General features: G+C 72.9%; 21 protein-coding genes. 12 read left to right on the top strand and 9 right to left on the bottom strand.

The genetic code is table 11. From position 1 onward, the window contains the following. The first annotated feature begins 110 nt into the window (after positions 1–110). From ACIPRD_RS09320 to ACIPRD_RS09310, 3 genes are all read left to right on the top strand, one after another. Positions 111–917 carry an SAM-dependent methyltransferase gene (locus tag ACIPRD_RS09320; RefSeq protein WP_401561910.1) on the top strand — a complete coding sequence of 269 codons (807 nt, stop codon included), beginning with the start codon at positions 111–113 and terminating at the stop codon, positions 915–917. 339 nt (positions 918–1,256) lie between these two features. Further along, entirely contained in the window at positions 1,257–2,489 is a 1,233-nt protein-coding gene (locus tag ACIPRD_RS09315) for a cytochrome P450 (RefSeq protein WP_356405113.1), read from the top strand. Positions 2,490–2,926: 437 nt separating this feature from the next. Continuing rightward, the gene (locus tag ACIPRD_RS09310; RefSeq protein WP_356405109.1) at positions 2,927–3,418 is read left to right on the top strand and encodes a peptidylprolyl isomerase; all 492 of its coding nucleotides are present in this window, start codon (positions 2,927–2,929) and stop codon (positions 3,416–3,418) included. A 145-nt stretch (positions 3,419–3,563) separates the two neighbouring features. Here ACIPRD_RS09310 and ACIPRD_RS09305 read toward each other — a convergent pair whose 3' ends face one another. The 4 genes from ACIPRD_RS09305 to ACIPRD_RS09290 form a co-directional block, all read right to left on the bottom strand. After that, entirely contained in the window at positions 3,564–4,421 is an 858-nt protein-coding gene (locus tag ACIPRD_RS09305) for a class I SAM-dependent methyltransferase (RefSeq protein WP_401561518.1), read from the bottom strand. 586 nt (positions 4,422–5,007) lie between these two features. After that, entirely contained in the window at positions 5,008–5,697 is a 690-nt protein-coding gene (locus ACIPRD_RS09300; RefSeq protein ID WP_401561515.1) for a ScbR family autoregulator-binding transcription factor, read from the bottom strand. Between the two features lie 325 nt (positions 5,698–6,022). Further along, complete coding sequence (locus ACIPRD_RS09295) at positions 6,023–7,258, bottom strand: cytochrome P450 (protein ID WP_356405102.1); 1,236 nt, start codon at positions 7,256–7,258, stop codon at positions 6,023–6,025. A 109-nt stretch (positions 7,259–7,367) separates the two neighbouring features. Beyond that, positions 7,368–8,051: a ScbR family autoregulator-binding transcription factor gene (locus ACIPRD_RS09290; RefSeq protein WP_356405100.1), complete on the bottom strand. Its 684-nt coding sequence runs from the start codon at positions 8,049–8,051 to the stop codon at positions 7,368–7,370. 352 nt (positions 8,052–8,403) lie between these two features. Here ACIPRD_RS09290 and ACIPRD_RS09285 point away from each other — a divergent pair, with 352 nt between their 5' ends. Then, the gene (locus ACIPRD_RS09285) at positions 8,404–10,398 is read left to right on the top strand and encodes an acyl-CoA dehydrogenase (RefSeq protein ID WP_401561511.1); all 1,995 of its coding nucleotides are present in this window, start codon (positions 8,404–8,406) and stop codon (positions 10,396–10,398) included. A gap of 6 nt (positions 10,399–10,404) precedes the next feature. On the opposite strand, the gene ACIPRD_RS09280 is transcribed toward ACIPRD_RS09285, so the two are convergent. Next, the gene (locus ACIPRD_RS09280) at positions 10,405–11,391 is read right to left on the bottom strand and encodes a threo-3-hydroxy-L-aspartate ammonia-lyase (protein WP_401561508.1); all 987 of its coding nucleotides are present in this window, start codon (positions 11,389–11,391) and stop codon (positions 10,405–10,407) included. A 145-nt stretch (positions 11,392–11,536) separates the two neighbouring features. Beyond that, positions 11,537–12,199: a transcriptional regulator gene (locus ACIPRD_RS09275; RefSeq protein WP_401561506.1), complete on the bottom strand. Its 663-nt coding sequence runs from the start codon at positions 12,197–12,199 to the stop codon at positions 11,537–11,539. Between the two features lie 162 nt (positions 12,200–12,361). Here ACIPRD_RS09275 and ACIPRD_RS09270 point away from each other — a divergent pair, with 162 nt between their 5' ends. From ACIPRD_RS09270 to ACIPRD_RS09255, 4 genes are all read left to right on the top strand, one after another. Beyond that, complete coding sequence (locus tag ACIPRD_RS09270; protein ID WP_401561503.1) at positions 12,362–12,928, top strand: hypothetical protein; 567 nt, start codon at positions 12,362–12,364, stop codon at positions 12,926–12,928. Positions 12,929–13,088: 160 nt separating this feature from the next. Further along, positions 13,089–14,459, top strand: a complete 1,371-nt coding sequence (locus tag ACIPRD_RS09265; RefSeq protein ID WP_401561500.1) for an MFS transporter — start codon at positions 13,089–13,091, stop codon at positions 14,457–14,459. Between the two features lie 88 nt (positions 14,460–14,547). Further along, on the top strand, positions 14,548–15,252 hold the full coding sequence (locus tag ACIPRD_RS09260; RefSeq protein ID WP_401561497.1) for a response regulator transcription factor: 705 nt from the start codon (positions 14,548–14,550) through the stop codon (positions 15,250–15,252). 14 nt (positions 15,253–15,266) lie between these two features. Further along, complete coding sequence (locus ACIPRD_RS09255; protein ID WP_401561494.1) at positions 15,267–16,685, top strand: ATP-binding protein; 1,419 nt, start codon at positions 15,267–15,269, stop codon at positions 16,683–16,685. Between the two features lie 251 nt (positions 16,686–16,936). On the opposite strand, the gene ACIPRD_RS09250 is transcribed toward ACIPRD_RS09255, so the two are convergent. Next, a complete protein-coding gene (locus tag ACIPRD_RS09250; RefSeq protein ID WP_401561491.1) occupies positions 16,937–17,908 on the bottom strand; it encodes a TAXI family TRAP transporter solute-binding subunit in 972 nt (323 codons plus the stop codon). 118 nt (positions 17,909–18,026) lie between these two features. Here ACIPRD_RS09250 and ACIPRD_RS09245 point away from each other — a divergent pair, with 118 nt between their 5' ends. After that, complete coding sequence (locus ACIPRD_RS09245; RefSeq protein ID WP_356405080.1) at positions 18,027–18,803, top strand: isoprenyl transferase; 777 nt, start codon at positions 18,027–18,029, stop codon at positions 18,801–18,803. A gap of 76 nt (positions 18,804–18,879) precedes the next feature. Here ACIPRD_RS09245 and ACIPRD_RS09240 read toward each other — a convergent pair whose 3' ends face one another. Then, entirely contained in the window at positions 18,880–20,187 is a 1,308-nt protein-coding gene (locus ACIPRD_RS09240) for a glucuronyl hydrolase (RefSeq protein ID WP_401561489.1), read from the bottom strand. Positions 20,188–20,381: 194 nt separating this feature from the next. Between ACIPRD_RS09240 and ACIPRD_RS09235 the strand changes: the two genes are divergently transcribed. From ACIPRD_RS09235 to ACIPRD_RS09225, 3 genes are all read left to right on the top strand, one after another. Continuing rightward, complete coding sequence (locus ACIPRD_RS09235; RefSeq protein ID WP_401561486.1) at positions 20,382–21,185, top strand: maleylpyruvate isomerase family mycothiol-dependent enzyme; 804 nt, start codon at positions 20,382–20,384, stop codon at positions 21,183–21,185. A 191-nt stretch (positions 21,186–21,376) separates the two neighbouring features. Further along, complete coding sequence (locus ACIPRD_RS09230) at positions 21,377–22,144, top strand: polysaccharide deacetylase family protein (RefSeq protein WP_356405076.1); 768 nt, start codon at positions 21,377–21,379, stop codon at positions 22,142–22,144. 69 nt (positions 22,145–22,213) lie between these two features. Then, positions 22,214–23,215 (top strand): aminoglycoside phosphotransferase family protein, encoded by a 1,002-nt coding sequence (locus tag ACIPRD_RS09225; RefSeq protein ID WP_356405055.1) that lies wholly within the window; start codon positions 22,214–22,216, stop codon positions 23,213–23,215. Between the two features lie 557 nt (positions 23,216–23,772). On the opposite strand, the gene bla is transcribed toward ACIPRD_RS09225, so the two are convergent. Beyond that, complete coding sequence (bla, locus tag ACIPRD_RS09220; RefSeq protein WP_356405053.1) at positions 23,773–24,705, bottom strand: class A beta-lactamase; 933 nt, start codon at positions 24,703–24,705, stop codon at positions 23,773–23,775. Positions 24,706–24,796: the final 91 nt, after the last annotated feature.

Raw genomic sequence — 24,796 nt, 5'->3', positions numbered from 1 at the left:
CCGGCGGAAGGAGATTGGGCATGACGCACGACGGCCGTCCGGCCGCGACCACCGGCACCGGTACCGGCACCAGTACCGGCACTGGCACTGGCACTGGCACTGGCACCGACATGGGCAGACCGCACCCGGCGCGGATCTACGACTATCTGCTGGGCGGCACGGACAACCACGAGGCGGACCGGCGGGCCGGGGACGAACTGGCCACCGCCGCCCCCGAGGTGCGGATCGGTCTGCGGGCGAACCGCGCCTTCCTCCACCGCGCCGTACGGCATGTGGTCGGCGAAGGTGTCGAGCAGATCCTGGACATCGGCACCGGGCTGCCCACCTCGCCGAACGTGCACGAGACCGCGCGGTCGATCGCGCCGCGGACGCGGGTCGTCCACGTCGACAACGACCCGTTCGTGGTCACACGCACGGACGCACTGCTCGGCGTGCGCGGTAACGGATCGCCGACCGCGCCCACGGGCTCCGGCGCCGGCTCCGACGGGACGACCGGAGTGGTCCTGGCCGATCTGCGCGATCCGGTGGCCGTCCTGGACCACCCGGTCGTCCGCCGTGTCATCGACTTCGACCGGCCCGTCGCCCTGCTCCTCGTCTCCGTGCTCCACTTCCTCACCGGGTCGGACGAGCCGGGCCGGGTCGTCGCCACCCTGCGCGACGCGCTCCCGGCCGGCAGTTTCCTGGTCCTGTCCCACGCCACGGACGACTTCGCGGACCGCAGCGCGGCACGGGCGGTCTACGGCAGGGCGACCGCCTCGTTGAACCTGCGCTCCCACGCGGAGGTGGAACGGCTCTTCGACGGCTTCACGCTCCTCGACCCCGGCCTGGTCCAGGCGCCGTTCTGGCGCCCCGACGCACCGCCGCCGGCGCGGTCGCGCGAGGTCGGCATCTACGCGGGCGTCGCACGGAAGTCCTGACTCCGGCAGTCCTGGCTCGCGCGCTCCCGACTTCCGCACCGACTCCAGCAGTCCTGGCTCGCGCCCGGTCGGCACGATCCGCGGCGACCGCGCGGACGGCCCGGTCACCGCGGACGGCACGGGCGCGGGCACGGCGTGCCCCGCCGCCCGGCATCCCGGCGTCCGTCACGCGAGTGGCCGCCGGGACACCCCGGCCTGACGTGCGGGCCCCTCCGGGCTGATGCAGGCTACGGAGCAGAGCCGGAGAAAGAGGGAGACCCGGCCGGGACGGCGGCCGCTCCGGCACGCAGCACGGCACGTGCCGACGTGACCTTCGGGACACCTCAGGAGTGATGCGCCATGACCTTGGACACCGACTGCCCCTCCGCGTCGCCCGGTCCGCCGGTGCGGCGGTGGTCCGTCGAGGACCTGCCGGCCCTGGACCCCGACCCCTTCCTCGACGCACTGCTGCGCGACGAGCCGGTCACCCGGATCGCCCTGCCCCACGGCGAGGGACACGCGTGGCTGGTCACCCGGTACGAGGACGTCCGCATGATCACTTCGGACCCGAGGTTCTCCCGTGAGGAACTGGTCGGGCGCGCGGTGACCTCCATGGCGCCGCAGGCGGTGGCGTCGCAGACGGCCGGGCTCCAGTACGTCGACCCGCCCCGGCACACCCGTCTGCGCAGGGTGGTGGCACGGGCCTTCACCGGCCGGAGCATGGCGCGGCTGCGCCCGATGGCGGAGCGCACCGCTCACGGGATGCTGGACGGGCTGGAGCAGGCGGGACCTCCCGGTGACCTCATGGAGCACCTGCACACGCCCTTCCCGATCGCGGTGGTGTGCTACTTCCTGGGTGCGGAGGAGGACGACTGGCACGCGTGGGCGGGCAACTCCGAGGCCCTCCTGTCCAAGGACCCGGACGGCGCGCAGCGCAACCAGGAGGCCCGTGCGGCGACCTACGGCCGGGTGACCGCGCTCCTGCGGCGCCGCCGCGACGAACCCCGTGAGGACCTCGCGGGAGTGCTGGCCCAGGCCGCCGCCACGGGTGAGATCACCGACGACGAGGCCGCCTCGCTCGCCATGGCCATCTATGTCAGCGGAGGCCACGCCGTACGCAACAACAGCGGCTCCATGATGTACGCGTTGCTCACCCATCCGGAGCAGTTCGCGCAACTGCGCCGCGATCCGCGGCTGCTGCCCCGGGCGGTGGAGGAGCTGTTCCGGTTCGTCCCGCACCGCAACGGCGTCGGCATCCCCCGTATCGCCACGGAGGACGTGGAGATCGGCGGCCATCTGATCCGCAAGGGCGAGGCGGTCTACAACGCCTATGTCGCCGCCAACCGCGACCCCGGGGTCTTCCCCGACCCCGACGCGCTGGACTTCGACCGCGACGGTGCCGCGCATCTGGCCTTCGGTCACGGCCCGCACTTCTGTCTGGCCGCCCTCATGGCGCGGATGGAGGCCGAGGTCATGATCCAGGCCGTGATCGACCGGTTCCCCGGCCTCCGGCTGGCCGTCCCCGCCGAGCAGGTCGAATTCCAGCGCGACGGGCTCATCCGGGGCCCGCGGACGCTGCCGGTCACCTGGTAGCCGCTGTCGGCCCATGCCGCGGGGCCGCCCGGCTCTCCTGTCGGGCGGCCCCGCGGGTACCGGGACGGTCCCGCCGACGCGGTGACAAATCCCACTCCGGCCGGGCGTCCTCCATCGGGTGCTGTGCCTCATTCAGGAGCCGCTCCCGGCGCGGGACACCGGCCGGCCGGTGCGGGCGTTCGCGAATGCGTCGCACGGCGGTGCGCGTCCGGCCGGCGCGGCCACCGCGGCCCAACAGGCCCGGTCCATGGTCACCGTGACGGTTCGCAGGCAGGACCCCACAGCGGGACGGAGGCGTGCGCGGCGTGACCTGCGGCGTCGCCACGGTTGCGGCCGGGAACGGGTGTGCCGTCGCGCCGCGCCGGGCCCGCCTGCCGCAGCGCGTCGTGACCGGGCACTGACGACCACCGGGGCCGTGCGGCGGTAGGTTGATCTCCATGAGCGAGAACGTCTACTTCGACATCAGCATCGACGAGAAGCCGGCCGGCCGAGTCGTCTTCCGTCTCTTCGACGACGTGGTCCCGAAGACCGCCAAGAACTTCCGCCAGCTGGCGACCGGTGAGCACGGCTACGGCTACGCCGGTTCCTCCTTCCACCGCGTCATCCCGAACTTCATGCTGCAGGGCGGCGACTTCACCCGGGGCAACGGCACCGGCGGTCGCAGCATCTACGGCGAGAAGTTCGAGGACGAGAACTTCACCCTCAAGCACGACCGTCCGTACCTGCTGAGCATGGCGAACGCCGGCCGCAACACCAACGGCTCGCAGTTCTTCGTGACCACGGTCGTCACGGACTGGCTCGACGGCAAGCACGTCGTCTTCGGCGAGGTCGTCGAGGGCAAGGAGATCGTCGACCAGATCGAGAAGCTCGGCAGCGGCAACGGCACGCCGAAGGGCAAGATCACGATCACCGAGAGCGGCACCGTCTGACCGGCACCGCCCACACCGTCGTGCCCCCACGCCTCGCGCGTGCGGGGCACGACGGGCTCCGGCCCCCGCCTCCGGCGCGGAGAGGCCGAACCACCCGCGCCCTCGGCCGCGGGTCAGCCGGTCAGCCGGTCAGCCGGTCAGCCGGTCAGCCGGTCAGGGGACCACGCCTGACGAAGACCTCGGTGCCGGGCACGCGGGCGGAGAACCGGCCCGTGGGCGACACGGCGCGCAGCAGCCGTCGCAGCTCCGCCTCGAAAGCCGTCAGACGGGCGCCGAACAGGTGCGGCGCCGACGAGGACATGGAGTACGTCCACGACACGACGTCGTCCTCGTCCCGTTCCAGCGCCTGACCACCGGGAACGACGTACCGCTCGGGCTCCGCGAACCCGGCCGCCGCGAACACCGCGGCCTCCCCGCCCGGCGTCCCGCCCGGCAGCACCCCCCGCCCCGCACGTCGCAGCGGCCCGAGATACTCCCCGACCAGGCCGGCGATGTCCCCGAACGGCACGTCCGGCCAGGGAAGTCCGCTCGTGTCCCGGCTCTCGCCGGCGAGGGGGGACACATGGACGAGTGCCCCGCCGGGCCGGAGCATGTCGCGGACGGTCGCGGCCACCAGGTCACGGTCCATCCAGTGGAAGGACTGCCCGAAGAGCGCCACGTCGAACGAGCCGAGTCCGGCGGGGAGCCGCTCGGCCCGCATCCGGACCCACACCGCCCTGCCGCGCCCGCGCGCGCCTGTCCCGGCCGCGGTCGCGCACCTGAGCGCTTCGGCGATCATGCCCTCGTCCGGGTCCACCCCCACCACCTCGTCGAAGAGGTGAGCGAGCGGCAGGGTGAGAGTGCCCGGTCCGCATCCCACGTCGAGCAGCCGGCCCGTGCCGTCCGGCGCCAGTACGTCGGCGAGGAGCGGGACCAGTCCCGGCGCGTACGGCAGGCGCCCGCGGCGGTAGTGGGGGGCGGCCCCCTCGAACAGGGACTCGTCCCACACCCAGCCTTCCGTCACGCGGCCTCCTGTCACGCGGCCTTCTGTCTCGCGCCGACCGGGCTCCGCGTCCCGGCCCCTTCAGGAGATGGTGCCATCAACGGGTCCAGCGGAAAGGGCGGTTGGGCCACCGGGTTTTGCCTGCCGGGTGCCTCCTGGGATAAGGTCGATCACGAGCGAGGCCGACAACCGCGGCCGACTCACAGTGCGTTGGTGGTCCAAGGAAAGACGCCCCGCTTCCTGCGGGGAAATGCAGGTGCAAGGCCTGCCCGGCGCTCGAACGGAACCCCGCCCCTGGGATCAGGGGCGGGGTTCTTCGCGTCTCCGCCACTCGTGCGAACGGGGAAGTCCGGGGTCCCCTGGGGCTGATGGACGGGACACGGGCGGCGTCCGAGCGGACGCGTCGGCCGGGCGGCCGGGCGGCCGATCGCACGCCGGGACGGCGGCCGGGTACCGGGCCGCCGCTCTCCCCTGTCCGTCGCCCCCGGCCTCCCCCAGTCCCCCGCCTTCCGCCGCCGCGCTCCTGCCCGTACCCGTACTCCTGCCGGTACTCGTACTCCTGCCCGCGCCCCTGGCTCCGGCCCTGGCCCTGGGCCCAGCCCCCGCGTCAGGTCGCGGTGTCGGCCTCGTGTGCGGTGCCCACCAGGGCCACCGAACCGTTTCTTCGTTTCGGTGGGTCCACTCCGACGCCGTTCAGCGCCTGCACGAGACTCGGGGGGCAGGCCGCCGCCAGCCCGGGCAACAGGAACGTCCAGAACTGGACCATGCGCTCCGGGGACAGCCACTCCCGCTCCCGGCTGCCCAGCGCCTCGAAGCCGACCGTCGCGGCGACGACCGCCACCGCCGCGTTCTCCGGGCTGACCCCGTCGGCGAGTTCACCCGCTTCCCGCGCCTGTCCCATCATGTCGAGCACCCACACGTGCCACCATTCGAGGAGCCCGGCCCGCCTCCTGCGCACCGGGTCGCCGCTCAGCCTGAAGCCCGCCCAGGTGACGGGGTCGGTGGTGACGGCGGCGACCAGATGGTGGGTCACCGTGACGAGCGTCTCCAGCGCGCCACCGCCCGTCCGGGGACACTGTTCGGCCAGCTCGCGCACGGCGCGGACCGCCGCGTCCTCGACCTCGTCGGCCAAGGCTTCCTTGTTGGGGAAGTGAAAGTGCAGAGCACCCGCGCTGACCCCCGCCCGCTCACTGATCGCGGGCAGGGACGCGCGGGCGTATCCGTTGTGCGCGAAGACCTCGGCCGCCGCGCGGATGAGGGCCTCCCGCGTACGGACCGCTCGCAGCTGCTTCACCATGACGCTCTCCTTCCGGGCCCGGCCCGGGAACGCGCCCGGGACGCGGGCCTCTCCTCTCGACCGGCTCCCTATAAGCGCATGTTCGGTATGTTCGATGTGATCTGGATATTCGCTGTGATCCGACGCGGCGACACGGGGCGGAACGCCCGCGGGACCGCACGCGAACCGGTCGCCCCCGCACGGGTTTTCCGGCATGTCGCACCGGCACCCGCGTCCGGCGGGCCGCTCGCGCGGTTTCCCGGCCGGACGCCGGCCGCTGCGGAACTCCGCCGCCCGGAGGACAACCCGGCGTCCCGGTGACGGAAGAGACGGAAGAGACGGAAAATCATGAAGCCACCGGCCGCAGGACCACGGGCAGCGAGCGGTGACCGTTCAGCATGAAGGTCGGCAGCGGCAGCAGTTCCCCGGGGTCGCAGGCGAGCCGGATGTCCGGGAAGCGGTCGAAGAGTCCGGCCAGGGCGGACGCCGCCTCGATCTCGCCGAGGGGCGCACCGAGGCAGCGGTGCGGTCCGTGTCCGAAGCCCAGGACGTCACGGCCGGTGCGCAGCACGTCGAAGCGGTCGGCGTCGGCTCCGTGCCGGTCCGTCTCGTGGCCGCCCGCGGCGAAGTTGACCAGAATGCAGTCGCCCTGGCGGATCGTCACTCCGTCGAGGTCGATGTCCTCCACGGCGAAGCGCAACGGCGAGTAGGCGCCGGGCGTGTGCACGCGCATCGTCTCGGCCACCACGTCGGACCAGGTCGCCCTCCCCGCGCGCACATGCTCCAGTTGCCCGGGGTCGGTGAGCAGGGCGCCGGCTGCGTTCGTGATCAGGGTGGCGGTGGTGTCCTGCCCGGCGGCGATGAACATGAACAGGGTGCCGAGCAGTTCGTCCTCGGTCAGCTGGTCGCCCTCGTCCCGCGCGGCGATCAGGGCGGTGGTCAGGTCGTCGCCCGGCAGACTCCTCTTGCTCCCGACCAGGGCGGCGAGGCGCCCGAACGCCTCCAGGCGGGCGGCCTCCATCTCCCGGGCGGAGACCGTGGAACTGAACACCGTGCTCAGCGCCGCGGCCAGCGCGTCGGTCTCGGCGCCCCTCGGCACACCGAACAGTTCACAGACGACACGCAGCGGCAGGACCTCGGCGTAGTCGGCGCGCAGATCGACGGTGGTGCCGGGGGCGAGCCCGTCGAGACCGTCGAGCAGTTCGGCGCAGAGCGCCTCGACGCGGGGGCGCAGCCGCTCGGAGCGCCGTGCCGTGAAGGCCGCGGCGACCAGCCGGCGCAGCCTGGTGTGGTGCTCGCCGTAGGAGAAGAGCATGTTCTCGTTGGCGACCCACGGGTAGAGCGGCCAGTCCTCGGTGATCTCGCCCGCGATGAAGGCCGGCCAGTGCAGGCGCGCGCTGCGCGAGACGCGCGGATCGACCAGCAGCCGCTCGACATGGCTCTGCCCTACGACGGCCCAGGCGGGCACCCCGCCGGGCAGCTGGACACGGACCGCGGGGCCCTGGGAGCGCAGGCGGGCGGCCTCGCCCATGTGGTCGCGCCCCGTGAGGTCCAGGGCGTAGGGGCAGGAGGTCGTGTCCATCGGTGTACTCCCTGGGTCGGTCCTGATCCACGTCGTCGGGTCGCCTCGTGCCGGTGACGGGCCGAAGCCGCCGTCGGACCTCGACTGCCCGCGGCCCGTCACGGCCCGGTCAGCCCGCGGCCGGCATCTCCTGCGACTCTCGGCTCAGGGCCACGGCCTCGTCGTAGACCCTCCTGCCCCGGTCCGGCGAGATGTCCAGCCGGACGAGCACCGCGGGGACCGCGACGCTGGTCATCAGGTGCTGGTAGAGGTCGGCGACACGGTCCATCAGGTCGGCGTGATCGTTCATGATCTTGGACAGCACCTGGGCGCCGGTGAACGCGGCGACGAACGCCTTGGCCGCGGCGTCCACGTCGACGTGGGGGAGCAGTTCACCGCTCGCTCTGGCCCGGGTGAGGAGTGCGGCGTTGTACTCGATCCAGGCGGCCATGGGCACGCGCCGGTCGAGTCCGTCCTGCGGTGAACCCTGGTCCACGGTGAGGCGGACGCTGCCGCAGACCATCGGATCGCGCGCACGGAGCAGGTGGGCGAGAAGGAAACCGGTGTCCAGACCCTCCTGGAGGACGAGTTCGCGCGGAGGCGCGCCGAGCACGGGTTCGAGCTGCTCCGTCAGCACGGCCTGGGCGAGCTGTTCCTTGGACGCGAAGTGGAAGTAGAGGGCGCCTTTGGTGACGCCCGCGCGCTGGAGGATCTCCGAGATGGTGGCGGCTTCGTATCCGACGTCGGCGAAGACGTCGGCGGCGGCCACCAGGATGCTGCGCCTTGTCCTGATCGCTCGTTCCTGCAGGGCCACGACACACCTTCCGCACTGGCCTCACTGCCGGTCGGCGACGAAAAGAGACCGGCGGGTACGCATCCTGCCACCCCGGAAGTCGGCCTTTCAAGCGTGCGCGCACCCGCTCCGCGCCCGCCGCACCGGGCATCCGGGGCCCGTCGCCGGCCGTCACGATAGAACGAGCCGCCCGGTATCTCAACGCCTCGCAGGCAGTCGGCCGCACGACGCAGCAGACCCCGGTCAATCAAGAAGCTTTCAAATGAACTCAGTTGACGATCAAAAACGAACAACCATCCGCGAGCGCCCGGTCACCGATGAGCAGCGTTCTTCTTGATAAGAAAACCGGAAGGTCCGTATCTTCTGCTGTGGCGTGCTCCCCACCTTCCGCATCGGCGACCTCCCGGAGAAGGCCATGACGACCCCTCTGACCTCACGGACGGACCTCACCTCCGCTCCCTCGGCCGGCGAAATCCTGTCCGGCCGTAAGGCACGCGCGGGCGACTCCCCCGCCGCCGGTCCGCTTCCGGGAGCCGGCGGCGGTCCGGCCGACCGGGCCGCCGCCGGCCTGAGCGGTCTGCTGTTCGGCGGCGCCGGCCGCGACCAGGTGCACGGCCGCTGGCGTGACCTCATCGCCGAGGACACCTTCCGCCACCGTCCGGGGCTCGGCGCGGACGAGCGCGCCGCCCTCTCCTACACCTGGCTGCGGCTGGTCAACGGCAGGGCCGGGGACCCGCGTCGGCTCGCCGCCGATCCGACCCGCCTGGCGGCGCTGCACGAATGGGCGGCGATCGTGGACGGCGGCGGCGGACTGTGCACCGTCGCCAGCATCCACTACAACCTCTTCCTCGGCAGCCTCCTCGACCACCAGGGCCCGCGCGGCCGCGATCTGTCCGACTTCACCTCCCTGCGGCGGATCGGCACCTTCCTCTGCACCGAGCTGGACCACGGCAACGACATCTCGGCGCTGGAGACCACCGCCGAACTCGACCCGTCCACCGGCGGGTTCGTCCTGAACACACCGCACACGGGCGCGCAGAAGTTCATGCCGAACACCAGCGTCACGGGCGGCCCGAAGAGCGCCGTCGTCGCCGCCCGGCTCCTCGTCGAGGGCCGCGACGAGGGCGTCTTCCTCTTCCTCACCCCGCTGAGCGACGAGAACGGACTTCTGCCCGGGGTCGGGGTGCGCCGGCTGCCCATGCGCACAGGGGCCCCGGTCGACCACTGTCTGACCGCGTTCGACCGGGTGCTCCTTCCCCGTGACGCCCTGCTGGAGTCCGAGAACGGCAGCCTGGACTCCGCGGGACGGCTGCACAGCAGCATCGGCAATCGCCGCAAGCGGTCCCTGCGGTCCATCGGCCGGGTGACCATGGGCAAGCTGTGCCTTAGCGCCGCCGCCGTCGGCGCGACCCGGGCCGCGCTGGCCATCGCCGTACGCTACGGCGATCTCCGGCAGGTCAGCGGCCCGCGCGCGGGCATGCGCATCCCCGTCAACGCCCACCGCTCCCATCACGGGCCGCTGCTCAAGGGCCTCGCCACGGCCTACGCCATGACCTTCCTGCACCGCACGGCGCTCTCCCGCTGGGCCGCCGCGGACCGCGCCGGCGGGGACGCCGGAGAACGGGCGGCCGCCGAGCGCCTGGTGGCCGTGGCCAAGGGCTGGATCACCTGGCAGGCGCGGGCCGTCACCGTCGAGTGCCGTGAACGCTGCGGGGCCCAGGGCCTGTTCGCCGTCAACGGGCTGTCCGAGTTCCCGCAGTACATCGAGGGCACGGTCACCGCGGAGGGCGACAACACCGTGATCTGGGTGAAGGCCGCGGCGGAACTGCTCTTCGCGGACCGCCGGCCCCCGGGCGCCCTGGCCCCGCCGGACGGGGTGGATCAGCTGACGGACGTCCGCCATCTGCGGGAGCTGCTGGCCCGGGCCGAGACCGTCTGGCGGGACCGCGCCCGCGCCCGGCTGCGCCAGGGCCCGACCGGCGACCCGGTACGGCGGTGGAACGGCGCCTCATCCGCCGCGCTGGACATGGTGTCCGTCCATGCCGGGCTCAGGGCGGCGGACGCCTTCCTCGACGCGGCCGGACGGGCCGCCGAACCCGGCACGCGCGAACTGCTGACGCGGCTCTGCCGTCTGTTCCTGCTCCAGCAGCTCGGTCCGCACACCGGGGACCTGCTGGCCGACGGGCACCTCCGCGCCGAGCAGGTGCGCGGCCTGCCGCAGCTCCTCGACGACGTCCTGCACGGTCTCGCCCCGCACATGACCGAGCTGGTCGAGGCGTTCGACCTTCCGGCGGCGTACCTGGAGGGGATACCGCTGGCCAACTCCGGCTCCGTCGTGCTCGCGGACCACGCCCTGCCCGCCGGGTAGGGAACCTCAGTCGTCACCGGGGTTCCCGGCGCGCACCAGGTCGGCGAACCTCTCCGTGTCCACGTTGCCGCCCGAGGCGATGACTCCGACGCGCCGCGGCAGGTTCTCCACACGGCCCGCCAGGAGCGCCGCCAGACCGCTCGCGCCACTGGGCTCCAGGACGATCTTCAGGCGCTCGAAGGCGAACCGCATGGCGCGGACGATCTCCTCGTCACTGACGAGCTCGACGGCGTCGACCAGACGGCGGTTGACCTCGAAGGTGATCTCCCCCGGAGTGGCCAGGGCCTGGCCGTCGGCGATGGTGCGGGGCACGGGGACGGCGACGCGCCGTCCGCTCTCCAGTGAGCGCTTCGTGTCGTCCCCCGCCTCGGGCTCCACGCCGATGATCCGGATGCCGGGCAGGAGCGCCTTGGCGGCGGTCGCGCTGCCGGCGATGAGCCCACCGCCGCCCACGGGCACCACGAGCGCGTCCAGTTCGCCGGTGTCCTCGACGAGTTCGAGCGCGGCGGTGCCCTGGCCCGCGATGACATGCGGATGGTCGTACGGCGGGATCAGCGCCAGGCCCAGGTCCTTCGCGAGCGACTCGCCGAGCGCGCTGCGGTCCTGGGCGTAACGGTCGTAGGTGACGATCTCCGCTCCGTAGCCGGCCGTCGCCTCCAGCTTGGAGCGGGGCGCGTCCTCGGGCATCAGGATGACGGCGGTCGTCCCCAGCTCACGGGCGGCGAGGGCGATGGCCTGGGCGTGGTTGCCGGAGGAGTAGGCGGCGACGCCCTTGGCCCGCTGCTCGTCCGTCAGCCGGCTGATCGCGTTGTAGGCGCCGCGGAACTTGAAGGCGCCGATCCGCTGGAAGTTCTCACACTTGATGAACACCTCCGCTCCGACCAGGGCGTCGAGGGTCCGGGACGTGAGTACGGGCGTGCGGTGCGCTATGCCTTTCAGGCGTACGGCGGCCTCGCGGATGTCGTCGAACGTGACGGGCGGGACGGTGGCCATGACGTGTCCTTACGTGGCGGGGACAGCGGGTGTCGGAGCCTGCGGGGGTCGGGGCTGGGGGTGCCGGAGCCTGTGGGAGTCGGGGCTGCGGGTGCCGGAGCCAGGGGGTGTTCGCAGCCGGAGGGTGTCCGGCCGCGGCGGAAGGTCACCTGGTGTAGTTGTAGACGGTCGCCCGGGACACACCGAGCAGATCCGCGATGGCCTGCGCCGCGTCGCGCGAGTCGAAGTAGCCGTCCTGGTGCAGCTGCCGGACCAGCGCCTTCTTGGCGTCACGCCCCAACGACCGCGGGGTGGCGCCGCGTTCGGCGGCGAGCGTCTCGATCGCCTGGCGCAGCTCGCGGGCGTTGCGGTCCCGCAGGCTCTCCAGGGGCCGGTCCTGGTCGCCGGTACCGGTGTCGGTGGCGACGAGCTGGGACAGCGCGAGCGTCACCGGCGACAGCACGGAGACGTCGAGGTTCAGGCACAGGGCCGCTATGTACTCGCCCGCGCTGTTCTTGATCCCGATGGACGTGCTCTTCGCCGGACGGCCGTCGGGGAAGCGGTTGGGGTAGTTCTGCACGACGCCGGGGTAGTGCGGGTCGGCGATCCGGGCCAGCCCCAGTTCGGTCGCGCTGTCGCCCACCCGGCGTCCCGACAGGTTGTTCTCTATGGCCTTGATCGCGTGCCGGGGATCACGCAGATCGTGCAGCACCACCTCGCACAGCCCCGGGAACATCCTCCCCAGCGCGACGGCGATCTTCTCCGTCTCCCGGATGAGGTGCTCGTCCGCCGCCGCGGCGGCGGCGACCGCTGAGAACTGCGCTTCCATGTCTGCCTCTTCGGATCTTCGGGGTGCCCGCGCACACGTTAGACCGATGAGCCAGAGTTGGACAAGAGAGCCAAGCCGGTGTCCCGCGGCCCGCCGCACGCCCCCGCGCCGCACACGGAAAACCGGTATGGACCCGAGAGACCTCCGGCCTATGGTTCGCCGATGAGCAACTCCTCCGCGGCCGCCGTGCTCACGACGGCCGACCTCGACGAGGCGATGCGCGCGGTGCGCACGCTGCTGGACATCGCCGATCTCGACTGTGCCGAGGTCGATTTCGAAGCGAGGATCGCGTCGCCCGACACCCTGGCACGGGTCCTGGGCGTCCTGCCCGACCTCGAATGGTGGGCCCTGTCGGGCGGGGAGCGCGGCTCCTCGAAGGACGGCGACGACCCTGTCCGCTGCCTGCCGGTCAGGGTGCACGACTGGAGTCGTCCGCTCGACCGCGCGGAACCGTTCGTCGCCGCGCTGGGGGCGGACAGCGCTGCCGTCCGCTGGGATCTGAACGCGTGGCCGGAGGTTCCCGGGGCCGGGCTGGAGATGGTGTCGGAGAAGTACGCGTATCTCACGCTGACCGTGAACTCCCGCGACCTGTACCAGGACGAGCCGTCCCGGGATCACACGGTCCACGTGCACGTGCCGTGGGCCGAGAACTGTCCCGACCGCATCAACTGGCTCGCGGAACAGGTGGGCGGCCGGTTCACCGGCCGGGTGGAGATGGCACCGCTCTGACCAGGTGCCCGCTTTCTTAGCGGGATGTTAGATCTGCGTGGCGGACCTTGTCCGGCTGGACCGGGCGCCGCATGCTCGGGCGCGGTCGTCCCCCCGGGGAAACCGCTCACCCGCGCCCGGCCCCACCCGGGTGCCTCCCCCGTCCCGTTCTGGAGCCGCCATGCCGTCCCCCGCCCCCGTACCCGCACCTCCGTCCGCACCCTCCGCAGGGGCCCGCCGTCTCGCCCTCGTCGGCGGGTCACTGGGCAATCTGGTCGAGTGGTACGACTGGTTCGTCTACGCCAGCTTCGCGATCTACTTCGCCGACTCGTTCTTCCCCGGCGACAATCCCACCACCAAGCTGCTGAACACCGCCGGCATCTTCGCCGTCGGCTTCCTGATGCGCCCGGTCGGCGGTTGGATCCTCGGGCGGGCGGCGGACCGGCACGGCCGCAAGAGCGCGCTGACGCTGACCGTCACCATGATGTCGGTGGCGGCGCTCCTCATCGCCGTGGCGCCGACCTACGGTCAGGCCGGCTACTTCGGCGCGCTGGTGCTGCTCCTGGCGCGGCTCCTGCAGGGGCTCAGCATCGGCGGCGAGTACGCCGCCAGCGCCACCTATCTGACCGAGGCGTCCGCCCGCGACAAGCGCGGTCTCGGCTCCTCGTTCCAGTACGTGTCGATGACGTGCGGTCAGCTGCTGGGGCTGGCCATCCTGATCACCCTGCAGCACACGCTGAGCACCGCCCAGCTGCAGAGCTGGGGCTGGCGGATCCCGTTCGTGATCGGGGCGCTGTTCGCCCTCGTGGTGTTCTGGCTGCGGCGCAGGCTGACCGAGACGGAGGCGTTCACCGAGGAGGCGGGCGAGGACGCCCACCCGGACACCGCGCGGGGCACGCTCGCGGAGCTGTGGCAGCACCGGCGCGAGGCGGGTCTGGTCATGGCGCTCACCCTGGGCGGCACGGTGGCCTACTACACGTACACCACGTATCTCACCAAGTACCTGATCGGCAGCGCGGGGATGGCCAAGTCCACCGCCACACTGGTGAGTTTCACCGCGCTCGCCGTCTTCGCGCTGCTCCAGCCGTTCGCCGGGATGCTCTCCGACCGGATCGGGCGCAGGCCCCTGCTCATCACCTTCGCGGTCGGCTGCACGGTGGGCACCTACCCCATCATGACCGCGCTCGGCTCGGCGTCCTCGTACTGGTCGGCGCTGGGGCTTTCGCTGCTGGCGCTGGTGATCGTCACCGGCTACACCTCGATCAACGCGGCCGTGAAGGCGGAGCTGTTCCCGACCCGGGTGCGCGCGCTGGGCGTGGCCCTGCCCTACGCGATCGCCAACGCGCTGTTCGGCGGGACGGCGGAGTACGTGGCCCTGTGGTTCAAGGACAGCGGGCACGAGAAGGTGTTCTTCTGGTACGTGTCGGGATGCGCGCTGGTCTCGCTGGTCACCTATGTGCTGATGCCGGACACCCGTGACGCCGCGCTCAGCCGCTCCGAGGCGGCGGCCGGCGCCGGGCAGGACCGCAGCCCGGCGCGGGCGGCGGGCTGACCCGGTGGTGGCCCGGGCGGTGCCGGCTCCGTATGCTGCGGCATTCACGCGGGCTGCCGCCCAGGTCACCACCGTACGAGGACTTTCCATGCACGCGCTGCTCGTCGAGGACGACGACCGGATGGCCCAGGCCCTCACGACGGCCCTCGCCCAGCGGGGACACACCGTCCGCCGGGCCGCCCGGGCCTCGGACGCGCTGCGGCTCGTCCACGAGGCCGAGTTCGTCCTGCTCGACCTCGGGCTGCCCGACCTCGACGGCCTCGATCTGCTGCGGCGGCTGCGCACCGTGTGCGACGCCCCGCTGATCGTGGTCACGGCCCGGTGCGAGGAACGGGACATCGTGCAGGGGCTGCGGGCGGGTGCCGACGACTACGTGGTCAAGCCGTTCCGGATGAACGAGCTGATCGCCCGCATCGACACCGTGCGCCGCCGCACCACCATCCCCGCGAACGGCTCTCGTGCGGACAGCGGCGGGAACCCGGTGCGCACCGGCGACGTGGTGATCTACCTCGCGGGCCGTACGGTGACGGTGGACGGCACGGAAGTACGGCTCACCCGGCGCGAGTTCGACGTCCTGGCCTTTCTCGCGGCCCGGCCCGCGGAGGTGCACGCCCGCGAGGAGATCCTGGACCGCGTCTGGGGCGATGTCTTCCTCGCCGCCTCCCGTTCGCTGGACGTCCATGTGGCGGGCATCCGCGCCAAGAGCGGCCGCGCCCAACTGGTGCGCACCGTCCGCGGTTTCGGCTACCAGCTGGGGGCGCCGGCGGACGGCGAGGGGTGGGGTGCGCCCTGAGGCGGCGCCTGCTGGTGGTGCTGACCGTGCTCATGGGAGCCGCCACCCTGCTGCTGTCGGTCCCGCTGGCCGAGTCGTACGCGAGCGGACGCACGGAACATCTGCTGCTGGAGCGGCGGGCCGACGCCGTACGGTTCGCCGATCTCGCGGACCGGGGCCGGACGGCGGCGGACCGGGCCGAGCTGTCGGCCGAGATCGACCGGTACGCCGAGCTGTACGGGGCCTCCGTGACCGTGGTGGACACGGCGGGCCGGACGCTGGCGCGGGCCGGGGCGCGGGTTCCCGCCGACGCGGCGCGGGACGTGCTGCGCCGGTCGCTGACGGGGCGGTCCACCGAGCTGCTGCCGACGGTCCGGCCGTGGGGGCCGCGCCGGGTCGTGCTCGCCGAACCGGTGGGCCGGGACGAGCGGGTCAGCGGAGCCGTACTGATGGCCGTGCCGACCGCCGCCGCCGCCCGCCGGGACGTGACCGTGCGCTGGGTGGTGGTCTCCTGCGGAGCGCTCGCCGCGTTCGCGGCCGCCGCCCTGGTCGCGGCGGGGATCACGCGCTGGCTGATGCGTCCGGTCCGTGACCTCGACCGGGCCGTCTCCAGGCTGGCCTCGGGGAGTCTGGAGGCGCGGGCCGTCTCGGACACCGGCCCTCCTGAACTGCGCAGTCTGCGGCGGCACTTCAACGGGATGGCGGAGGCGGTCGCCGATTCCCTCGGCCGCCAGCGTGCCTTCGTCGCGGACGCCTCCCACCAGTTGCGCAACCCGCTGGCCGCGCTGGTGCTTCAGCTGGAGAACATCGAGCCGCATCTCGTCCCCGGACCCGGCGGGCGGGAGCACGCGCGCGCTCTGGACGAGGCGGAACGGCTGGCGGAACTGCTGGACGGGCTGCTGGCGCTGGCCCGGGTGGAGTCCGGCACGGCGGAGCGTACGGAGCAGGACGTGTCGGGTGCGGTGCGCGGGCGGGTCTCGGCGTGGGAGCCGGTCTTCGAGGCGTCGGGGCTGGAGCTGGTCGCGACGCGGGTCCCGCCGGGGGTGCGGGCGTGGGGGGTGCCGGACGCGGTGGGGCGCGTGCTCGACGCGGCGCTCGACAACGCGCTGAAGTTCGTGCCGGCCGGCGGCCGGGTCGGCGTCACGGTCGCGGGGGGCTCCGAGCGGGGCGACGAGGCCGGTGGGGCGGTGGTGCGGGTCGAGGACGACGGTCCGGGCGTCCCGGCGGAGCAGTTGCCGTTGCTCACCCGCAGGTTCACCCGGGCGCCGGGGCACCAGAACGTGCCCGGCAGCGGTCTGGGGCTGGCCATCGCCGACGAGATCGCCCGCCTGAGCGGCGGCCGGCTCACGGCCCGCGGCAACGATCCGCACGGGCTGGTGGTCGAACTGCGGCTGCCCGTCGGCCCCGTGGACGGGGAGGCGCACGCCGGAGAGGCGGACGCCGGGCAGGAGTAGCGGGCGACCGGCGGCCGTTCCACGCGAGGCCGGCCGGACCGCCGCGCGAGGACCGCCCGCACCATGACGTCTGGAGGTCGCCCGCACCATGACGTCAGGGCGTCGCCCGGACCATGACGTCAGGAGGGCGCCCGGGCCATGACGTCTGGAGGTCGCCCGCGCCATGACGTCACGGGGCCGCCCGGACCCTTGCGTGAGAGAGGCCGCCCGGGCTGTGCAAGGCGGGATCGGTGGGCCTCTGCCGCCAGGGGTCAGCCGTAGACCGAGCGGTAGTAGGCGACGGCTCCGGGGTGCAGGGGCACGTCGCCGGTGGCGACGGCGAATCCGGGTTCGAGCCGGGCGCCCGCCGTGACTCCCTCCAGCAGGACCCGCCACCGGTCGAACACCACCCGCAGCACCTCGCTCGCCGCCCGGTCCGGCACTCCGGAGCGCGCCAGCAGATGGTTGCCGACACCGACGGTGCCGACGGGCGCGGTGAGTCCGTAGACACCGGCCGGGAGGGTGACCGCCGTGTAGACGGGACCGTACTTGTTGCGCAGGGTCTCCGCCTCCGCCTCCAGCGGGAGGAAGCGCAGCGGGAACCGGCGGGCGAGCGCGGCCAGCGCCGGTGTGGGCACCCCGCCCGCCCAGATCACGGCGTCGACCTTGCCCTCGTACAGAGCGGTGAGCGAGTCGGCGAGACCGAGCATCCGCTGCCGTACCGCCCGGTGCCCGGTCAGCCCGGCGACGTCCAGCAGCCGGCCGGCGAGCACCTGTCCGCCGGAGCCGGCCGCGCCCGTGGCGACCGACCGCCCCGCGAGGTCCCGCAGGGCGCGCACCGGCCCGTCGGCGGGGACCACCAGATGGGTGTAGTTGACGTAGACGCGGGCGAGGGCGGTCACCCGCGCGGCGGGGTACGGGAACGGCGGCCGTCCGCGTACGGCGTCGTCGGCGGCGTCCGCCATGGCGAGCCCGAGATCCGCCGAACCGGCTTGGAGGCGGCGGAGGTTGTCCACGCTCGCGGAGGTGCCGACAGGGGTGATGCGCAGCCGGGGCACGGTGTGCGCGGCCTGCGCGGCCAGGGCCTTGCCGAAGGCGTTGTAGGGGCCGCCGGGAGCACCCGTCGCGAACTTCAGCTGCCGCTCGGGCCCTTGGCCGCGCGCACAGCCGGCCAGGACCGCGGGGGCCGCGCCGAGCAGCGCGGACCGCAGCACTCCTCGGCGGCTGGGGGTTCGACCGGTCACGGCGGCAGCGTAACCGCGGGCGGGCGGCCGAGCGGCGCAGGGGGCGGCCGCGTGCCTCACGCGCGGGTCATGGGGCTATCGTTGCCACTTCTCACACGGTCGTGGAAGGGGTATCGGCGTGGCGTGGAAAGCCTTGCGTGCGGCGTTGGAAGCGGTGTACGTGCGACGCCTGAACCGCAAGCTGGACGGGCTGCCCCGACCCCGGCACGTGGCGATCATGCTGGACGGCAACCGGCGTTGGGCGCGGGACGCCGGCCATCAGGACGTGCGCGAGGGCTACCGTGTCGGCGGCGCGAAGGTGACGGACTTCCTGCACTGGTGTTCCGACGCCGGCATCAGTCACGTGACGCTGTGGATGCTGTCCGACGACAACCTGCACCGGCCGGCCGCCGAACTGGGCCCGCTGCTCGACATAATCGAGGAGACCGTCCAGCGCGTCTGCGCCCCGCAGGAGCCCTGGCACATCGAGATCATCGGCGCGCTGGACCTGCTGCCCGGGAACACGGCCCGGGTCCTGAAGGAGGCCGCCGCGAGCACGCACGGCCGCGGCGGGCTCAAGGTCGACGTCGCCGTCGGCTACGGCGGCCGGCGCGAGATCGTCGACGCGGTCAGGGCCGCGTTCGACCAGCACATCGGCGCGGGCGGCGATCCCCGGGACCTGGCGGCGGAGTTCGACCTGGAGCACATCACCGACAACCTGTACTCGCCGGCCGGGCACGACACCGACTTCATCATCCGCACCTCGGGCGAACAGCGCCTGTCGGGCTTCCTGCTGTGGCAGTCGGCGTACGCGGAGGTGCACTTCGTGGACGTGCTCTGGCCGGCGTTCCGGGAGATCGACCTGCTGCGGGCCCTGCGTTCGTACGCCGCCCGCGACCGCCGCTACGGCCGCTGACGGACGCCGCAGCCCCGCGCTCGTCCGCACCCGTGCCGCGGTACGGACCCGGACACGCGCGCGGACGCCGTAGCGGTCAGGAGCCGGCCCGGGTGGACAGGTCGATCGCGCGGTCGACGTCCCCCGGACGCAGCACGCGCAGGATGCCCTCCAGCAGGTAGTAGTCCGCGTAGGGGAGGGAGATCTCGACACCGTCCTCGGCGGGCCGGTTGCGCGTGCAGCGGGCGACGACGGCCTGGGCGCGCGTGGAGTGGCGCGTCAGGCAGGTGTCGGCCAGGGCGGTCAGGATGCGCAGGGCCGCGTCCCGGTACGGCGGGTGGCCGGCCGCCGCGGCGAGGTCGAGCAGACCGCAGGCCATGATCGCCCCGGCGGAGGCGTCCTTCACGTCGTACGGCTGCTGCGGCGCGCGGTAGTCCCATACGGGAACGTGGTCGGGGGTGAGCGCGCCGAGCGCGTAGTCGGCGAGCGCGCGTGCCGTCGCGAGGAACTCCGGGCTGCCGGTGCGCCGGTGGATCGTGGTGAAGCCGTAGATGCCCCAGGCCTGTCCGCGCGACCAGCACGAGGTGGGGCTGTATCCCTGGACGGTTCCGGGGCCGACGGGCGCGCCGGTCACGGGGTCGAAGTCGTACACGTGCGGGGTCGATCCGTCCGGACGCGGGAAGGTGCGCCGTACCGTCCCGGCGTGCGCCGCGGCGATGTCGAGGTAGCGGGCGTCGCCGGTCTGCTCGCTCGCGAAGGCCAGCAGATCGAGGTTCATCATCGTGTCCATGATCACGCGGCCGGCGTTGTTCGGGTCGTCCAGCGCTCCCCAGGCCCTGATGAAGCGGCCGGCCGGGTTGTACCGGCGGCTGAGCGAGTCGGCGGCGTGCAGGGCGCCCGTGCGCCAGGTGTCGTCACCGGTGAGGCGCCAGGCGGTGACCCAGGAGGGGGAGAAGAGGAAGCCCAGGTCGTGGGTGGTGGTGTCGTACTGGCGGGGTGCGAGTCCGCGCGCCGAGTCGAGCGCCAGGGTGCGGAAGGTGTCGTCGCCGCTGTGGAGCCAGGCCATCCAGAGGGTGCCGGGCCAGAATCCGCCGACCCAGTCGCCGTTCTGGGAGTACACCCACTTCTCGGCCTTCGTGCCGGTGGGGAAGGCGGTCACGCCGGGGGCGACGGTCCGCAGCTTCCCGACCGCGTAGTCGGCGGCGGAGCGGAGCGTCCGCACGGTGTCCGCCGGGGTGCGGGCGCTCTCCGCGGACGCCGTCCGCTCGGCCGCCGCGTGGGCGGACGGTCCGGAGGCCGCGTGGGCGGTCGTCGCGGGTGTCGCGTGGGCGGTCGTCGCGGGTGTCGCGTACAGCGCCGCGGCGCCGGCGGCCGTGGTCAGAACGGCACGTCGGGAAAGGTCCATCGGACCGGTCTCCTTCCAACTTGACTGCTCTGAGCGGGAGTTGGTCGAGCGTTGCACGGCCGCGTCACGCATGTACACCCACGTGAGCCAAGTTCATGAATGTGAACGAGAGTTGGTCCCGCCCGGCATCCGCCCGCGAGGAGGGCCGTGAAAACCGCTGTCCGAGCGCCGGAACGCGGTGATAGGGATTCGGCGTGACGATGACACTCGAGTTCCCTGTTCTGCTGCACCTGATCGACGAACGGTCGACCGCCTTCCGCGCCGCGGTCGCCTCCGCCCCCAGCCTCGACGTGCAGGTGCCGACCTGCCCCGAGTGGACGCTGTTCGATCTGGCGGAGCACATCGGCGAGGGGCGCCGCGACTGGGCCGCCACCGTCGCCGCCGGACCCGCTCCGGCCAAGTCGACGGCGGAGGGCGCCCCGGCCGCGCCCCGGGATCGCGAGGCCCTGCTCGCCTGGCTGGCGGAGTCCACGGAGCAACTCGTGGACGCGCTGCGGAAGGCCGGCCCGGACCGTGGCTGCTGGGCGTGGTGGGAGACGCTGCAGTCGCCGCACACCACCGGTGCCGTGGCCCGGCATCAGCTCCAGCAGATGGCGGTGCACACCTACGACGCCCAGATCACCGCAGGTGCGCCGCAGCCACTGCCGGAGGAGATCGCGCTCGACGGCATCGACGAGTTCCTGTCCACCTGCGTCACCACGACAAGTGCGTGGCCGCACAAGCCCGCCGCGATCGACTTCCACGCCTCCGAGGGCCGCTCCTGGCGCCTCACCCTCGACGGCGACGGCGCACGCAGCACCCGCCTCCCCGGGCCGGGCACCCTCTCGGCCACCGCCGCCGGCCAGGACCCCGACCCGGTCTCCACCTCCGTCTCCGCCCGGGGAACAGCCGACGAGCTGGTCCTCGTCCTGCACGGCCGCATCCCGTTCGACTCCCTGGAGACCGACGGCGACCGGCAGATCTTCGACCGGCTCAGCGCCTGGGACCCGGACGAGTAGGACCTGACGGTACGTCACCTCCCGTGCCCCGGAACATGCCTCCCGCCACCGACGGCCACAGCCGCGCCGTGATGGTGTCCGGGAAGCAGCCCGGAATTGTCCTTGATCGGTAACAGCGGGAGCCCCGGACGCTCCCCCGCCGTCCTGACAGATGCACAAGCACCCATCGGACAGCGGAGAACGGGGCGGACATGGCACGGCACAGCGGGCGCGGATGGCACGGCCGAATGATCGCGGCGGCGGTCGGAGTGACGGCACTGGCCGCGGCCACCTCCGTGTGGACCGCGCAGGCGGGACCCGTCGAGGGTTCCCGCGGCGGGGCGTCCGCACACCCGGCCGCCCCGCGGACCGCACCGGTGCAGGCCACGATCGCCCACGCCTCCGAGGGCGGCGCCCGGGCCGTGAACATCACCATCGACGACGGCCCGGACCCGGTCTGGACCCCGCAGGTGCTGCGCGTCCTGCGGGCGAACGGCGTGAAGGCGACGTTCTGCATGGTCGGCCCCCAGGCCGAGGCGCACCCGGATCTGGTCAGGCAGGTGGTGGCGGCCGGGCACCGGCTGTGCGACCACACCGTGTCCCACGACACCGCCATGGACTCCAAGTCCGAGGCATACCAGTCCCAGCAGATCCTGGACGCCGCCCGCCAGATCACCCGGGCCTCCGGGGGCGTACGGCCGATGTACTACCGCGCCCCGGGCGGCGCGTTCACCCCGTACAGCCGGCACCTCGCGGCCTCGCACGGCATGCGTCCGCTCGGCTGGAACGTGGACTCCAAGGACTTCGAGCGGCCCGGGACCGGGACCATCGTCGCGACGGTGGAGAGCGAACTGCACAACGGACCCACGCTGCTCTTCCACGACGCCGGCGGCGACCGTTCGCAGACCGTGGCGGCCCTGAGCACCGTGCTCCCCCGGCTGAAGCAGCAGGGCTACTCCTTCGGCTTCCCGGTGCGCTGACCCGCAACTCCCCCGAGGCATGGCGGAATTCGCTGGTCAGGTGCCGTTTCACCATGCTGGAATGACCGGATGTCAGACAATGCGGCGCCGATCGTGGACCGGGGACAGTACCCGGACACGATCACGCCTTGGGAGCAGGAGAGCTGGCGGTCCGACGCGCTCGGCTGGGTGGCGGACCGTCTCGCCGGACACGGGCTGCGCACGTCCGGTCCGCTGCGGGTGCGGCTGCGGCCGTGGTCGGTGCTGGTACGGGTGCCGGTGGCCGGACGCGGGGCCGTGTGGTTCAAGGCGAATCCGCCGGCGAGCGCGTTCGAGGCACCGCTGACGGCGGCGCTGGCGCGCTGGGTGCCGGAGCACGTGCTGGAACCGCTGGCGGTCGACGCCGCGCGCGGCTGGTCGCTGCTGCCCGACGGCGGGGACCTCTTCAAGGACGTACTCGAACGGGACGCGGCCGGTCCGGACGCCTGGGAGGACCTGCTCAGGCGGTACGCGACCATGCAGGTGGCGCTGGTACCGCACGCCGACGCCCTCGCGGAGCTGGGCGTGCAGCGGATCAGGACCGCGGAACTGATGCTGTGCTTCGACGAGTTGCTGGACGGGAACACGTCCCTCAGCACGGAGGAGCGGGCGCGCCTCGTCGCGCTCGGACCGCGCGTGGCCGACTGGTGCGCCGAGCTCGCCGCCGTGGGCGTTCCCGACTCCCTCGACCACGCGGATCTGCACGAGGGGCAGCTGTTCAGCCCGGCACCGGGCCGGTACACCTTCTTCGACTGGGGCGACGCCGTCGTCTCGCACCCGTTCTGCAGTCTGCGGATCCCGGCCATGCGGGCCCGTGAACGCCACGGGGACGCGGTCGTGGCCCGTCTGCGCGACGCCTATCTGGAGCCGTGGACCGGGCCGGGGCGGACCACCGGGGAGCTGCGGCGCGCGATGAGTCTCGCGTGGCGCCTCGGCGCCCTGGGACGGGCGCGGGCCTGGGGGCGGGTGTTCCCCGGACAGGACGGCGCCGTCTCCGCGGGAGCGCGGATCGCCGAATCACTGGTCGACCTGTGCGAGGCACCCCCGCTCTGACCGGCTCCTGTCGCCGCCGAGGGGCCGCTCGGACCCGATGAGCACGGCGGCCCGCCCCGCCCCGGGCGGGCGCCGGACTCGCCCTGGAGGGCGCCTCTTCGATCTTCGAGGATCAGGCCGCGGTGTCCGGTGCGGTGCCTCGGCGTGCGGCCGGACCGCCCTCGTACCGGTCGTACGTGGACGGTTCGGCCGTGCGGCGAGGTGCCGGGCCGGGCGTCGCGGGCCCGCGGAGACCGGGGAGACGCTCCCTAGCGTCCCGAGGTGCGCAGATGGTCTCTGCGGGCCTGGTTGTGAAGTCGCAGGAGATGCTTGGCCACGGCACAGGGCGTGGTGTCGGCATGGCACTGGCGGCAGGTCCGCACGTGCTGTTCATAGGTGGAACGCGTGTTTTCCAACGCGTCGTCGGCAGTAGACATGGCATCTCCGGGCAAGGCGCGCCCCATCGGGGCCGGCACCTGGTTGACTGACTGGTAACCCAGGCCAAGATGATCATGTTACTGCCGGTACTGGGAAGCCGTACATGTACAAGAAATCCCCAGGTCACCGACCGTGCCGGACTACTCGCCCGGGGCGACCGCGCGGGCCAGGACGCCCGCCGCGTCGGCGATGAGCGCGTTGTCGACGGCGGCGTCCCGGGCGGGCTTGGTGGACAGCACCACCAGCACCACGGGCGTCTTCCGGGTGGTCCACGCGACACCGATGTCGTTCGCGGTGGCGTAGTCGCCGGTGCCGGTCTTGTCGGCGAGGACCCAGCCCGGCGGCAGCCCCCTGCCGAACCGCTCCGCGCTGGTGGTGTTGCCCTTCATCCAGGTGAGGAGCTGCTCGCGCCCGGCACGGTCCAGGGCCCGTCCCAGCGTCACCCGCTCCAGGTCCGCGGCGGCGGCCTCGGGGGTGGTGGTGTCGCGCGGGTCTCCGGGGAGGGCCTGGTTCAGCTCCGTCTCCCAGCGGTCGAGCCGGCTCACGTCGTCCCCGAGGGTGCGCAGGAACGCGGTGAGACCGGCGGGGCCGCCGATCTGGCGGAGCAGCAGGTTGCCGGCGGTGTTGTCGCTGTACTGGATCGCGGCGGCGCACAGATCGCCGACGCTCATGCCGGTGCCGACGTGCTCCGCGGTCCTCGGGGAGTTCGGCAGGATGTCCGCCGCCGGGTAGTGGATCACCCGGTCCAGTGGTGCGCAGCCGCCCCCGTCGCGCAGGACGGCCGCGGAGGCGAACACCTTGAACGTGGAGCACATCGCGAACCGCTCCCCCGCGCGGTGGGCGGCGAACCGGCCCGTGCGGGTGTTGCGGGCGTAGACGCCGAGGCGCGCGCCGTAGCGCTGTTCGAGTGCGGCCAGCTCGGCGCCCACGTCGGCCCGCCCCGCGCCGCGGGAGGCGCGCGGCGCGGCGGACGCGGACGACGCGCCGAGGACGGGGACGGCCGCCGCCGCGGCGGTGAGGGCCAGGCCGGTCCTGAGGAGGCGGCGGCGCGGCAGAGGGGTGGGTGCGGTCATGTGCGGAATCTCCCGGCTCGTGTACGTCGGCTCTGCGGATCTTCGACGGGGACAGCGAAGCAGCACGGCCCGATCCATGTCCAAGAGGGAA

It is taken from the genome of Streptomyces sp. NPDC090108, assembly GCF_044747185.1.
GTDB lineage: Bacteria > Actinomycetota > Actinomycetes > Streptomycetales > Streptomycetaceae > Streptomyces.
This window is presented reverse-complemented; position numbering and strand designations above follow the sequence as displayed.